This is a genomic window from Planomonospora antibiotica, assembly GCF_014647955.1.
Taxonomy (GTDB): Bacteria; Actinomycetota; Actinomycetes; order Streptosporangiales; family Streptosporangiaceae; genus Planomonospora; species Planomonospora parontospora.
On the sequence record NZ_BMQE01000033.1, the window covers coordinates 25,592 to 38,157 of the forward strand.

12 protein-coding genes are annotated in these 12,566 nt (G+C 73.7%); 6 read left to right on the forward strand and 6 right to left on the reverse strand.

Annotated features, from left to right (window positions below; translation table 11 throughout):
- Positions 1–9 precede the first annotated feature (9 nt).
- From IEZ06_RS25295 to IEZ06_RS36645, 3 genes are all read left to right on the forward strand, one after another.
- Positions 10–1,455, forward strand: a complete 1,446-nt coding sequence (locus IEZ06_RS25295) for an FG-GAP repeat domain-containing protein (protein WP_189239180.1) — start codon at positions 10–12, stop codon at positions 1,453–1,455.
- A gap of 294 nt (positions 1,456–1,749) precedes the next feature.
- On the forward strand, positions 1,750–2,775 hold the full coding sequence (locus IEZ06_RS25300; protein ID WP_229798652.1) for an NAD(P)-dependent alcohol dehydrogenase: 1,026 nt from the start codon (positions 1,750–1,752) through the stop codon (positions 2,773–2,775).
- 268 nt (positions 2,776–3,043) lie between these two features.
- The gene (locus IEZ06_RS36645) at positions 3,044–4,342 is read left to right on the forward strand and encodes a lysozyme (protein WP_203872167.1); all 1,299 of its coding nucleotides are present in this window, start codon (positions 3,044–3,046) and stop codon (positions 4,340–4,342) included.
- A gap of 22 nt (positions 4,343–4,364) precedes the next feature.
- Here IEZ06_RS36645 and IEZ06_RS25310 read toward each other — a convergent pair whose 3' ends face one another.
- Both IEZ06_RS25310 and IEZ06_RS25315 read right to left on the reverse strand, forming a co-directional pair.
- Positions 4,365–6,149, reverse strand: a complete 1,785-nt coding sequence (locus IEZ06_RS25310; RefSeq protein ID WP_189239181.1) for a hypothetical protein — start codon at positions 6,147–6,149, stop codon at positions 4,365–4,367.
- Positions 6,134–6,889 (reverse strand): ABC transporter ATP-binding protein, encoded by a 756-nt coding sequence (locus IEZ06_RS25315; RefSeq protein WP_189239182.1) that lies wholly within the window; start codon positions 6,887–6,889, stop codon positions 6,134–6,136. Before IEZ06_RS25315 ends, IEZ06_RS25310 begins: the two co-directional genes overlap by 16 nt.
- Positions 6,890–7,517: 628 nt before the next feature.
- Here IEZ06_RS25315 and IEZ06_RS25320 point away from each other — a divergent pair.
- Both IEZ06_RS25320 and IEZ06_RS25325 read left to right on the forward strand, forming a co-directional pair.
- Entirely contained in the window at positions 7,518–8,489 is a 972-nt protein-coding gene (locus IEZ06_RS25320; RefSeq protein ID WP_189239183.1) for an ATP-binding cassette domain-containing protein, read from the forward strand.
- 240 nt (positions 8,490–8,729) lie between these two features.
- Positions 8,730–9,497, forward strand: coding sequence for an ABC transporter permease (locus IEZ06_RS25325; RefSeq protein ID WP_189239184.1), 768 nt, complete (start codon positions 8,730–8,732; stop codon positions 9,495–9,497).
- Positions 9,498–9,687: 190 nt separating this feature from the next.
- Here the strand turns inward: IEZ06_RS25325 and IEZ06_RS25330 are convergent, their stop codons facing one another.
- The 3 genes from IEZ06_RS25330 to IEZ06_RS25340 form a co-directional block, all read right to left on the reverse strand.
- On the reverse strand, positions 9,688–9,918 hold the full coding sequence (locus IEZ06_RS25330) for a DUF2277 domain-containing protein (RefSeq protein ID WP_189239185.1): 231 nt from the start codon (positions 9,916–9,918) through the stop codon (positions 9,688–9,690).
- Positions 9,919–10,018: 100 nt separating this feature from the next.
- Positions 10,019–10,279, reverse strand: a complete 261-nt coding sequence (locus tag IEZ06_RS25335) for a hypothetical protein (RefSeq protein ID WP_189239186.1) — start codon at positions 10,277–10,279, stop codon at positions 10,019–10,021.
- 128 nt (positions 10,280–10,407) lie between these two features.
- Positions 10,408–11,577: a UDP-N-acetylglucosamine--N-acetylmuramyl-(pentapeptide) pyrophosphoryl-undecaprenol N-acetylglucosamine transferase gene (locus IEZ06_RS25340; protein ID WP_189239187.1), complete on the reverse strand. Its 1,170-nt coding sequence runs from the start codon at positions 11,575–11,577 to the stop codon at positions 10,408–10,410.
- Between the two features lie 271 nt (positions 11,578–11,848).
- Here IEZ06_RS25340 and IEZ06_RS25345 point away from each other — a divergent pair, with 271 nt between their 5' ends.
- Positions 11,849–12,112 carry a dsRBD fold-containing protein gene (locus IEZ06_RS25345; protein WP_068899040.1) on the forward strand — a complete coding sequence of 88 codons (264 nt, stop codon included), beginning with the start codon at positions 11,849–11,851 and terminating at the stop codon, positions 12,110–12,112.
- 205 nt (positions 12,113–12,317) lie between these two features.
- Here the strand turns inward: IEZ06_RS25345 and IEZ06_RS25350 are convergent, their stop codons facing one another.
- Positions 12,318–12,524 (reverse strand): EF-hand domain-containing protein, encoded by a 207-nt coding sequence (locus IEZ06_RS25350; protein ID WP_189239188.1) that lies wholly within the window; start codon positions 12,522–12,524, stop codon positions 12,318–12,320.
- Positions 12,525–12,566 lie beyond the last annotated feature (42 nt).

Genomic DNA, 12,566 nt, shown 5'->3' on the forward strand with positions numbered 1-12,566 from the left:
AGCTCCCTCATGTATTCGCCCCACCCCGCGTCGCCCGGCACGAACGCCCGGCGCCGTACGGCCTCCCTGCTCGGCACGCTCGTGCTCGCCTCCGGGGCCGCGGCGGGCGTCGCCGCCCCCGCCCACGCCGCAGCCCCCGTCCTGTGCCCGGTGGGTTTCACCTCCCCGGTCGACCACGCCACCGGGACCGGTCCCCTGTCCCTGGCCACGGCCGACCTCAACGGTGACGGCCGCACCGACATCGTCACCGCCAACGCCAACGAGGACTCCGTCTCGGTCCTGCTGGGCGACGGCGACGGCACCTTCCAGCCGGCCGCCGACACCACCGTCGCACCGGGCCCGAGGCACGTCGTCACGCACGACTTCAACGCCGACGGCCACACCGACCTGGCCGTGACCGACGGATACGCCGCCCGCGTCCACACCCTGCTCGGCAACGGCGACGGCACCTTCGACCCGGCCGTCACCCTCACCCTGAGCGGTGCCACCTCCACGGACATCACCGCCGCCGACGTCAACGGCGACGGCCGCACCGACCTGGCCGTCGTGGTCCCCTCCACCGGCCTGTGGGTCATGCCCGGCAACGGCGACGGCACCTTCGGCCCGGCCGTCAACCACGCCTCGACCAGCACGCAGGCGGTCGTGACCGGCGACTTCGACACCGATGGCCGCATCGACCTCGCATTCGCCGTCGACGGCTCCATGGGCGGGAGCCGCTACGTCGGGGTACGGCGCGGCGTCGGCGACGGCGCCTTCCACCCCGTGGTCACCTATTACGCCGGGGGCGCGCAGTACCGGCACCTCACCATGGCCGACGTCGACGGCGACGGCACCACCGACCTGCTCGCGGCGTCGATCTACGGTGGGGTGTCGGTGCTGACCGGCGTCGGCGACGGCACCTTCCAGCCAGGGCCCGACCACGTCCTGGGAGCGCAGCCGGAGGACGTCCTGGCCGACGACGTCGACGGCGACGGCGACGCCGACCTCCTGGCGACGACGCGGCAGCCGGGCCCCTTCGATCCGGGCCACCTCCTGGTACTGCCGGGCAACGGCGACGGCACCTTCGCGAGCGCCGTCACCTACCACCCGGGAAACGCTCCCCAGCAGATCGTGACCGGTGACTTCGACGGCGACGGCCGCAAGGACGCGGCGATCGCGAACATCTCCGCCAACGCCGTGTCGGTGCTGATGGACGCCTGCGCCCCCACCGCCCCCACGACTCCGGTGCCGGCCACTCCCGCGCCGGCCCCGGCTCCCCCGGCGAAGCCCAAGCCCGCACCCAAGCCGAAGTCCGAGCCGGACGCGAAGGCGGCGGCGAAGGCGAAAGCAGCGGCGGCGGCGAAGGCCAAGGCGGCGGCAGCGGCGAAGGCGAAAGCGGCAGCGGCGGCGAAGGCCAAGGCGGCGCAACTGAAGCTGAAGAAGTTGAAGGCGCAGAAAGGCGCCGGGCGGGGCTGAGAGCGACGGGAGCCCGCCCACGCGCGGATGCGAGGGCGGCTCACCTGGCTCGGCGACATCCGGACGACGAGAAGGCCGAGGAGCGGGAGAAGTAAATAATCTTTGACATCATGTCCACCGTACTTTACCTTCATTGATGTCAGCTCTGTTTTACATGGGGCAAGGGTCCGCGCGGCGGGATACGTCTGCGGATCGGCGCCGGTGCTCAAGACCGGCTCTGTGAGCGGCCTGCTTCGCGTCCGTCCCGGACGGCTCCCGGCCCGCGACCCGGCCCCTCGACCTGGAGGGCACAGCATGGAGGGCGAGACCGCGGACGACGTGACGACGATGAAGGCGATGAAGGCGATGGTCCGGTACGCCTACTGCCCGCCCGACCGGCTCGAGCTCCGCGACGTCGGCAGACCGGTCGCCGGACCCGGCGACGTGCTCGTGCGGGTCCGCGCGGCGGGCATCGACCAGGGCACCTGGCAGCTCGTCACGGGCCTGCCGTACCTCATCCGCCTCGCGGGCTTCGGGCTGCTCCGGCCGAAGGTCCCCGTCCCGGGCCTGGACGTCGCGGGGACCGTCGAGGCGGTCGGCGAGCGCGTCACCCGGTTCCGGCCCGGCGACGAGGTGTTCGGCACCTGCGACGGCGCCCTCGCCGAGTACGCGTGCGCTCCGCAGGCCAGGCTCGCGCCCAAGCCCGCGAACCTCACGTTCGAGCAGGCCGCGGCGGTCCCGACCTCCGCCTTCGCCGCCCTCCAGGGGCTCCGCGACGCCGGCGGGATCCGCGCCGGGCAGCGGGTGCTGGTCATCGGGGCGGGCGGCGGCGTGGGGACGTTCGCGGTGCAGCTGGCCAGGACGTTCGGCGCGCACGTCACCGGCGTGTGCAGCACGGCCAAGACGGGCCTGGTCCGGTCCATCGGCGCGGACGAGGTCGTCGACCACACCCGCGAGGACGTCGCGGACGGGTCGCGCCGCTACGACCTCGTCCTCGACACCGGCGGGCACCGCTCGCTGTCGCGCCTCCGGCGGCTCCTCACCCCCCGGGGGACCCTCGTCATCGTCGGCTCCGGCGGGAGCGGCCGGGGAGGCGGCCGGTGGACGCAGGGCGCGGGCCGCCAGCTCCGGGCGGTGATGCTCTCGCCGTTCGTGGGCCAGAACCTGCGCGGACTGATGTCGACGGGGCGGGAGGAAGACCTCCGGCTGCTGGGAGAGCTCCTGGAGAGCGGGAAGATCACACCGGTCGTCGACCGGACGTACCCGCTGGGCGAACTCCCGGAGGCGCTCCTGCACCTGAGGAGCGGCCGCGCGGCCGGCAAGGTCGTCGTCGCCGTGTGAGGCGCGGACGAAGACCGGTCGGCGCGTAGGAACGGCGACAAGACCGGCCGACACGGAAACGGCCGACACGGAAACGATCGACGCGGAGGGACGGGCGCCTTCCCCGGTGCGGCGTCGGAACGACCGGATCCGGCGCCGTGAAGTGACCTGCACCACAGGGCCGAACCCTCACCCGGACCCGCGAGCCGCCGATCGGCAGGAGGAAGCCGACGCCGCAGGCGTCCGTCCACCCGGGACGGCGTACGGCGTCCCGTGAGGGACAGGACGAATGGAACGCCTCCCCCGACTCCTCCTCGGCGGCGGCCTGGCCGTCGCCCTCGCCTCCTCCACCACCGCGCCCCCGGCGGCCGCCGCCGTACCCGGTGGCGCACCCGCCACCGCACGGGCCGCCGCGCACACCACCGGACCGGTCGCCACGCGAGCCACCGCGCACACCGCGCACACCGCGCACACCGCCGGGCAGCTCTCCGCACGGGCCGGTGCGCCGGTCGCCGCCGCGCCGGTGCCGCCCGGTGTCCGGGGGCTGGACGTCAGCTCGCACCAGCCCGGCGTGTCCTGGCCCGCGGTGTACCGGGACGGAGCACGATTCGCCTACGTCAAGGCCACCGAGTCGACCACCTACCGCAACCCCCGCTACGCCGAGCAGTACCACGGGGCCCGGCAGGCCGGCCTGATCAGGGGCGCCTACCACTTCGCCCTGCCGCACAAGTCCGGCGGCGCCGCCCAGGCCGACTACTTCTTCCGCAACGGCGGCGGCTGGACCCCCGACGGCTGGACCCTGCCGGGCGTGCTCGACATCGAGTTCAACCCGTACCAGTCCTCCAACGGCCTGGACATGTGCTACGGCCTGTCCCCCGCCCGGATGGTGAGCTGGATCCGCGACTTCAGCGACCGCTACCTCGCCCTGGCCGGCCGGCGGCCCGCCGTCTACACCAACACCTACTGGTGGCAGACCTGCACCGGCGGCAGCGCCGCCTTCGGCGACCACCCGCTCTGGCTCGCCCGCTACGCCTCGGCCGTCGGGGCCCTCCCGGCGGGCTGGACGGCCCACGCGATCTGGCAGCACGCGGACTCCGGCGTCTTCCCCGGCGACCAGAACGTCTTCAACGGCACCTACGAGCAGCTGAAGCTGCTGGCCACCGGCCGGAGCACCCCGGCCCCGGTGAAGGCGCCCGTGAAGGCTCCCGTGAACGCGCTCCCCAAGGCCCCCGTGCAGGCGCCCGTGCGCAAGGCGGTCAGGGCCGCCACCCGCGTCTCCTCGCTGAACGCCGGTCCCGAGCCGGTCGGGAAGGGCCGGAAGCTCACGGTCTCCGGCACCCTGCGCCTGGCCGCCGGCACCCGGCGCGCCGTCGCCGGGCAGCGGGTCCTGATCAGGTTCCGGCCGCTCGGCTCCGCCGTCTGGCGGACGGCGGGCACCGCCGTGACCTCCTCCCACGGCACCTTCCGCCGGACGTTCCGGGCCGCCGGGGACGGCCACTGGCAGGCCGTCTACAACGGGGACGCGTCGCGTCTGGCCGCCCGGAGCGGCAGCGACCACGTCGACGTGCGCACCGGCCGGTGGTGGTGACCGGGACGGGCCCGGGGGCCCGTCAGCGCGTGCGGCGGCGGTAGGGGATCCACAGGCCCAGGCCGTAGACGCCGAGACCGAGCAGGACCATGAAGACGATCACCGGCCACTGGAGCCCTTCGGGCATGTGGAGCGCGAGGAACCAGCTCCGGTCCTCGGTCCCGTTGGCCTTGAGGAAGCCCGCCACGATGCCCTGCGGGAACAGCGGGATCGCGCCGACCGACCAGCAGAGGGCCGTGATGATCTGCTCGCGCTTCGGCAGGTCGTCGAACTTCGCCCAGCTCCCCGGCTTGGCCGCGGGCCGCTTGCCCGTCCGCATCGTGTGCAGCAGTTCGGGTCCCTGGGCGTGCAGCCGCCGCTGAGCGAGCAGCCCGAAGCCCCACAGGCACAGGCCGCCGGTCGCCACGCCGACGGCGACGCCCGCCCAGCCGTACAGCGCGGCCGCCACCGCCGCCGGGGCCCCGGTGAGCGCCACCAGGACCAGTACGGCGTAGGCCAGGCCGGTCATCGCGCCGTCGTCCTCGCTGGAGCGCAGCGGGTTGTTGCCCCGCCGGTGCGGGTCGATGCCGGGCACGAGCGCGTAGACCGCGATCAGCGGCACGATCCCGGCGGCGCCGCCGAGCAGCGCGGCGGTGAGCGCGAGCACCATGGGCCAGGGCCCGCCGGTCACGGAGGTGAGGCCCAGGGCCAGCGCGGCGGCCACCGGCCCGACGACCAGCAACCAGGCCAGCTGCCTGCCCCGCACGTCGGCCGCGCCCGGGGAGAGCAGGGTCAGCCAGAGCGCGGTGCCGTCGACGCCGTAGAGGTTGGCCGACATCGCGGCGGCCATGACGATGAAGATCGGCCCGGCCCAGGGCAGCATGGCGGTCCAGCCCAGGACCAGCGGGGCCGCGGCGAAGAAGACGCCGTAGGCGACGGCGAAGGTCAGCTGGTGGGTCCGGACCAGGTCACGCGACCAGGTCCGCAGTTCCTTGGCCACCACGGCGCCCGTCGCGGTGGCGGCGGTCATCGGGCGCCGGCCCCGGGCGGACGCCTTGACCGAACCCGCGCGCCGGGCCAGCAGCGCGGCCCAGGCGGCCAGCAGCAGCGCGACGAGCGCCGCGAGCGCGCCCAGTGCGAGGCCCGCGCGGCCCCAGGCCCCGGTTCCGGCGGCCTCGACCGCGGCCAGCCCCCAGCCGGACGGCAGGTAGCGCACCGCCGCGGACGCCCCGGCCGGGATCCCGCCCGTCTGTCCCAGCGCGACCGCGAAGACCCAGCCCTGGCCGAGCGCCGCCAGGATCGCGCCGTTGACCAGGCCGGCGCCGACCGCGCCCGCGCGCGAGCGCAGGGCCAGGCCCATCACGGCGACCGCCACCCGCGACAGCAGGACGAATACCGCCAGTTGCAGGAGCATCGCGGGCAGCGCGACCGGCACGGCCGCCGGGCCCTGCCGTACCCCGAAGACGACCAGCCCGGACAGGGCCAGCAGGCTGATCGCGGGCGCGACCCCGACGAAGGCGGAGACCAGCAGGCCCGTCGCCAGGCGGCGCGGCGGGAGACCGAGCGAGGTGAAGTACTCGGGGCGGAGCGTCTCGTCGCCGCCTCCGGCGAAGACCGGACCGAAGATCCAGCCGAGCATCCAGACCGCGTAGGCCGCGGCGAGCAGGTCCCCGCTCTGGAACGCGGCGTACAGCGTGCCGCCCGCCAGGACGAGCCCGAGCACTCCGCCCATCACGATGGAACCGGCCTTCTGCCCGCTCATCGAGTTGCGCAGCACGGCCAGCTTCATCGCGGCCATGGTCCGGGGAACGGTCAGCGCGACAGCCACGACAGCCCCCTCGACCCGGTGTCGGACGCGCCGACGAGCCCGACGAAGGTGTCCTCCAGGGAGCGGTCGCCCCGGACCTGCTCCAGCGGCCCGGCGGCGGCGACCCTGCCCTGGTCGATCACCGCGACGTGGTCGCAGAGCTGCTCGACCAGGGCCATGACGTGGCTGGACAGCACGATGGACCCGCCTCCCGCGACGAACCCCCGCAGGATGGTCTTGATCGTGGCCGCCGAGACGGGGTCGACGGCCTCGAAGGGCTCGTCCAGCACGAGCAGTCGCGGGGCGTGCAGCAGTGCCGCCGCCAGCCCGATCTTCTTGCGCATGCCCGTGGAGTACTCGATCACCAGGGTCTTCTCGGCCCGGTCGAGTTCCAGCACCGACAGCAGTTCCTGCGCGCGGGCGGCGACGACGTCCTTGGCCAGTCCCCGCAGCAGGCCGAGATAGGTGAGCACCTCCCGGCCGGTCAGCCGCTCCGGCATCGCCAGGCCGTCGGGCAGTACGCCGACCATCGACAGGGCGCGGGAGGGGTCGGACCAGACGTCCGCGCCGAAGATCCGGGCGCTGCCGCCGTCGGGGCGGAGCAGGCCGGTGGCCATGGACAGCGTGGTGGTCTTGCCGGCGCCGTTCTGGCCGACCAGCCCGTAGAAGGAACCCGGCGGGACGGTCAGGTCGACGTGGTCGGCGGCGACCTTCTCGCCGAAGGTCTTGGTCAGGCCGACGATCTCTAGCGCTGGAGTCATGGGGGTCTCTCGTGTCACTGGCGGGGAGGGGCCGGGAAAAGGTTTTCATCCGGCGGCCGGGAAATTCGATCATGAGAACGACGCGCTGTCCAGTGCTCCCGTACATCACCGCCGGATGCGGGGGCCGCCTCTGTTTCCGCGGTGGACCGGCGACCGCCGACGGACCCCGACCGCCGCCCCGGCCTTGGGCCTCAGAGCCACCGCTCCTGGGTCCTGGGTCCTGGGTCCTGGTGACCAGTGACCGGTGACCGGCGACCGGCGACCGGCGACCGGCGACCGGCGACCGGCGACCGGCGACCGGCGACCGGCGACCGGCGACCGGCGACCGGCGACCGGCGACCGGTGACCGGCGACCGGAATATTTTCCGGACCATCACCGAACCGGCCGGAAAACCCCACCTCAGCGGGGCTCCGCGCCGTGGAGAAACATCTCCGCCCTCTCTGCCCGGACCTTCTACACGAAGACGTTTCCGCAGGTCAGAGCAAATATGAATGTACATTTCACGTTTGCCAGACCCGAATGCCCTGGCTGAAGATGAACCCATCACCGCCGAGCCCCCGTCCGGGGTCTCTTCGGCGTGCCCGCAGCCCGCCCGAACCGTCCGCGCTCCGCCCCGAGGAGGGGATCATGATCCATGCCCGAGGACTCACCCGGAAATTCGAAGTCAAGCGGGAGACCGTCGACGCCGTGCGCGGCATCGACCTCGACGTGGAGGCCGGTCGGCTCGTCGCCGTCCTCGGCCCGAACGGGGCCGGGAAGTCCACCACCCTGCGCATGCTGACCACCCTGCTGCCGCCCACGTCGGGGACCGCCACAGTGGCGGGCCGCGACGTCGTGGCGGACCCCGCCGGGGTGCGCGCCCGCATCGGCTACGTCGGGCAGAAGAACGGCGCCGGCGAGAACTTCCGCGTCCGCGACGAACTGGTGACCCAGGGCCGCTGCTACGGCCTCACCCGCGCCGAGGCCGACCGGCGGGCCGACGAGGTGCTCGACCGCCTGGAGCTCCGGCCGCTGGCCGCGCGCAGGCCCGGCACGCTCTCCGGCGGGCAGCGCCGCCGCCTCGACATCGCCCTGGGACTCGTCCACCGGCCCGGCCTGCTGTTCCTGGACGAGCCGACGACCGGGCTGGACCCGCAGAGCCGCGCCGACGTCTGGGAGCACATCCTGCGGCTGCGCGCGGAGTACGGCACGACGATCCTGCTGACCACCCACTACCTGGAGGAGGCCGACACCATGGCCGAGCGGGTGGTGGTCATCGACCACGGCCGGATCATCGCCGACGGGACCGCCGCCCGGCTCAAGAACGACCTGGCAGGCGACCAGGTCACGGTCACCGTCCACGACGCCGCCGACACCGCGCGGGCGGCCGCCGTCGCCGGGCGGATCGCCGCGCCGGACGGGGTGAGCGCCGAGGGGGTGACCGTGCGGCTCCGGGTGCCCCGCGCGGACACCGCCCTGCCGGAGTATCTGCGGGCCCTGGAGGCGGCCGGGGTGAAGGCCGCCACCGCCGTGGCCTCCCGCCCCACGCTGGACGACGTGTTCCTCGCCCTCACCGGCCGCACGCTGCGGGAGGGCGACGGCGAGGGCGCCGCCGCGTGAGCCTTCCGACCCCACGGCCCGCCGCCCGCGGCGACGCCCGGCGCCCGCTCCCGCCCGGGAGACCGGGCCCCGCTCAGGAGACCCGACCCCCGTTCCCGCTCCCACCCGGAGAACACGGCGGCCGCTCCCGCTCCCGCTCAGGAGACCCGACCCCCGCTCCCGCTCCCGCTCAGGAGACCCGACCGCCGCTCCCACCCGGAGAACACCGCGGCCGCTCCCACCCCTCAGGAAAGGCCTGACATGGACCTGCGATTCGCCCGTGACACCGCGACCGTCTTCTCCCGGGAGTTCGCGCCCGTGCCGCGCGAGCCCCTCGGCCTGCTGTTCACCATGGGCCAGCCCCTCCTCTTCCTCTTCCTGTTCGGCCCGTTGCTGGCGGGCACGCCGGGGTTCGGCGGGGCGGGCGGGGGTTCCCCGTGGCAGTGGTTCGTGCCCGGCATCCTGGTCATGATGTGCCTGTCCGGGCCGATGATGGCCGGGTACAACCTCCTGGTCGAGCTGATCGGCGGCTCGCTGGAGCGGATGATGGTCACTCCGCTGAACCGGACGGCGATGCTGGTCGGCCGGACCCTGAAGGAGTTCGCGATCCTGCTGGCGCAGGCCCTGCTGATCATCGCCCTGGCGGTGCCGCTGGGTTTCCGGCCCCACTTCGCCGGGGTGCTGGCCGGGCTGGTGCTGCTGGCCGTGTTCGGGATCGGGCTGGGTGCGCTCTCGTTCGCGCTGGCGATCGCCTCCCAGCCCGGCGGCGAGCTGTTCTACGGGGTCACCCAGCTGGTGATGTTCCCGCTCCTACTGCTGTCGGGCATGCTGCTGCCGATGGACTTCGGCCCGGCGTGGCTGCAGGTCGCCGCCGCGTTCAACCCCGTCACCTACATCGTGGAGGCCGAGCGGGCGCTGTTCTCCGGCCGGTTCACCGACGCGCCGGTGCTGTACGGCGCGCTCTCGGCCTGCGCCGTCGCCGCCGCGGGCCTGGCACTGGGCACCCGGTCGATGAGGCGCGGCGTCTGATCCCACGGCGTCTGGTCTCGCCCGCCGTACCGGGTCCCGGCGCGATGCCGGGACCCGCCAGGATCTCGGTCCCTCCGCCGGAGCGCGTCGACCGCGGGCTCGGGGTACGGCGGGCGTCAGGACCGCGGCCGACACCAGGTGGCACGGCGGGCGTCAGGACCGCGGCCGACACCAGGTGGCACGGCGGGCGTCAGGACCGCGGCCGGCTCCGGGGCGGCCGCCTGAGCTCGAGGTCCTCCAGGAGCGCCTCCGTGGCGGCGGCGACGGCGGCCACCGCGCGCTCGAACGCCTCGGCGTTGCGCGCGGACGGGGAGCGGAACCCGGAGATCTTGCGGACGTACTGGAGGGCGGCGGCGTGCACGTCCTCACCGGTCACGTCGCTGGCGTAGGGCTCCCGAAGGGTCTTGATGCTCCGGCACATGACAGGACCTCATTTCATCCATGCCCGGCGCCCATGCCTCCCGGTGGTCAGTACCGCTCCCGCGGAGCGGCCACCGGGAAGGATCGGCGCCGGGAACCGGTCAGGCTCCGACGAGGGTGGCCGGGTCGACCCGGTCGACCACGTGCAGCGCCCAGCGCATCCGCTCGCGGTAGGTCTCCGGATGGTCTCCGGCCTCCTGCGCCACGCAGGCCACGCAGTCGGCGATGTCGTGCCGGCAGACCCGCAGCCGGTCCTCGATCGCGGCGCGCACCTGCTCCGGCGAGGGATCGTCCGAAGCCTGCAGCGTGGAGGCGAACAGGACGTCGGCCAGGTCGGACATGCTCATCGTGGTGGCGGGCATCGTGTGCCTCTCTCCCCGGAGGCCGCGGGACCCGGTGGGATCGCGCGGACTCCTCGAATCGTCCAGCTTGGGCTCACACCACCAGCATGCCCCCCGCCACCGACATTTTCCGGCGGCCGCGACCCCGGTCACCTGAACCCGAAGACCCCCGCCTCCTCCAGGACCATCCCGGCCAGAGCCCCGGCGGCGTCGACCCGGCCGAGCGACTTGGCCGCCTTCGACATGTCGGCGCGCAGCCGCGGGTCCGTCAGGAGGGCGTCGAGCTCGGCGAGCAGCCGCTCCGGCTCGGGACCGTTCTCCAGGAGCGCCCGGGCCGCTCCGGACTCCGCCAGGTAGCGGGCGTTCTGGCGCTGCTCGTCCCCGGCGGAGGGCACCAGGGGGACGAGCACGGACGGCTTGCCCACCGCGGTCAGCTCGGCGACGGCGCCGGCCCCGCTGCGGGAGACCACGACGTCGGCCGCGGCCAGCACGTCGGCCAGTTCCTCGCCGACGTAGGGGACGGGGCGGTAACGCTCCCGCAGGTGCTCGGGAAGGCCCTCGGCGGTCCGGGTGAGCTGGTCGATCCAGCCGGGGCCGCACTGGTGGAGCACCTGCGCCCGCTCCAGCAGCGAGGGCAGGATCTCCTCGATCAGCGTGTTGATCTGGCGGCTGCCCTGCGCCCCTCCGGTGACGTACACCAGGGGCACCTCCGGCGAGAAGCCGAAGTGCCAGCGGCCGGACGGGGCGTTCCCGCGCAGCAGGTGGGGCCGGACCGGGTTGCCGGTGACGGCCGCCCGCTCCCGGGCCGGAGCGGGCAGGTGCTCCACCGACGAGGGGTGGGTGAGCGCGATCCGGGTGGCGAAGCGCGCCAGGATGCGGTTGGCCAGGCCGAGCGCGGTGATCTGCTCGTGCATCACGAGCGGACGGCGGAGCATCCGGGAGGCCAGTCCCAGCGGCACGCAGACGTACCCGCCCGTGGACAGCACCACGTCCGGCCGGTAGCGGGCGGCGATGCCGAAGGCCTGGAGGATCCCCACCGGGATGCGGAACATGTCGGCGAGGTTGGCCAGCAGTTCCCTGGGGTTCGGCGAACGCCGCAGCTTCCCCGTCTTGATCGCGCGGAAGGGGATGCCGTTCTCGGCCGCGATGCGGGCCTCCAGGCCGCTCGCCGTACCCACCCAGAGCACGTCCAGGTCGTACCCGTGCGCTGCGGCCTGCTCGCGGACGGTGGCGACGGTGGTCAGCGCGGGGTAGGTGTGACCGCCGGTCCCGCCTCCGGTGACGAGCATGCGCAGGGGCTGGCGGCTTCCGGCATTCATGCGTGCGTTTCCTCCACAGATGGCGATCGTCGGGCTCCCGGCCGCGGCCGGGGTGCCGGGCGGCCTCGGGCACGCTACCGGGAGTCCCGATAAAGATCCAATTGCACCGAGTCCGGCCATCCCCCGCCGAATCGGGAAGCCAAGGTAGAAGTATGCCGCAATCGGGTACAAACCCGCACGAAAGCCATATTTCACGTAAATGGCTGCGCAAGGGAATTCACCGTTCCAGCGGGACCTCGGAAGAAGCACCGCCCACGAGGAGGGAAGCACCATGCAGACCAAGCAGTGGAACGTAGAGATCACCATCGTCGAGGACGACAACGACCGGGTCACCTCGGCCCAGGCCGTGCTGGACATCCCCGACGGCCGCAGGTACGAGAGCGTCGAGTACGCCCGGCGCAACCCGACCGACCGCCCGGTGCCGGACATCGGCGACGAACTGGCCGCCGGCCGCGTGCTGGCCGACCTGTCCGGCAGGCTGATGGGCGACGCGGCGGCCGATGTGATGGAGGAGGCCGAACTCAGGAGGAGGTGAGGACGGCCTCGGATCCCCGGTTCCCCGGTCGGACCGCCGACCGGACGGCTCCGATTCCGGGCATCCCGGACTCCAGGGCCTCCCGGAGGGCGCGGCCCGGACGACCGTCCGGGCCGCGCCCTCCGTTCGGGTCCGGGACCCGCGGCCCGGTCGGGAGCCGCCCGGTCGGCGGTCCGGCCGGGCGCCCCGCGCCTGCGGCGGGTCGTCAGTCCCGGGACATCAGCCTGACGAACTCCTCGAAGGAGAACCGCCCGTCGCCGTCGGAGTCGGCGTCGCGGTTCAGCGAGCCGATCGCCTCCGCGGGGAGGTCCGGGAAGCGCCCGGCGAGCTCCCCTTCCGTGATGAAACCGTCGCCATCGGTGTCGATGGCGGAGAACTCGCTCCTGAGCTCGGTCAACCGCTCCGCCGACATGCTGTCCCGCCTTTTCCTCGCGTCCGTTCCGGCTGACAACCT

What these genes read in the sequence shown, in the direction of transcription:
- IEZ06_RS25295 (WP_189239180.1), top strand. Translation starts at nt 10, where the DNA reads ATGTATTCGCCCCACCCCGCGTCGCCCGGCACGAACGCCCGGCGCCGT.
- IEZ06_RS25300 (WP_229798652.1), top strand. Translation starts at nt 1,750, where the DNA reads ATGGAGGGCGAGACCGCGGACGACGTGACGACGATGAAGGCGATGAAG.
- IEZ06_RS36645 (WP_203872167.1), top strand. Translation starts at nt 3,044, where the DNA reads ATGGAACGCCTCCCCCGACTCCTCCTCGGCGGCGGCCTGGCCGTCGCC.
- IEZ06_RS25315 (WP_189239182.1), bottom strand. Translation starts at nt 6,889, where the DNA reads ATGACTCCAGCGCTAGAGATCGTCGGCCTGACCAAGACCTTCGGCGAG.
- IEZ06_RS25320 (WP_189239183.1), top strand. Translation starts at nt 7,518, where the DNA reads ATGATCCATGCCCGAGGACTCACCCGGAAATTCGAAGTCAAGCGGGAG.
- IEZ06_RS25325 (WP_189239184.1), top strand. Translation starts at nt 8,730, where the DNA reads ATGGACCTGCGATTCGCCCGTGACACCGCGACCGTCTTCTCCCGGGAG.
- IEZ06_RS25330 (WP_189239185.1), bottom strand. Translation starts at nt 9,918, where the DNA reads ATGTGCCGGAGCATCAAGACCCTTCGGGAGCCCTACGCCAGCGACGTG.
- IEZ06_RS25335 (WP_189239186.1), bottom strand. Translation starts at nt 10,279, where the DNA reads ATGCCCGCCACCACGATGAGCATGTCCGACCTGGCCGACGTCCTGTTC.
- IEZ06_RS25340 (WP_189239187.1), bottom strand. Translation starts at nt 11,577, where the DNA reads ATGAATGCCGGAAGCCGCCAGCCCCTGCGCATGCTCGTCACCGGAGGC.
- IEZ06_RS25345 (WP_068899040.1), top strand. Translation starts at nt 11,849, where the DNA reads ATGCAGACCAAGCAGTGGAACGTAGAGATCACCATCGTCGAGGACGAC.
- IEZ06_RS25350 (WP_189239188.1), bottom strand. Translation starts at nt 12,524, where the DNA reads ATGTCGGCGGAGCGGTTGACCGAGCTCAGGAGCGAGTTCTCCGCCATC.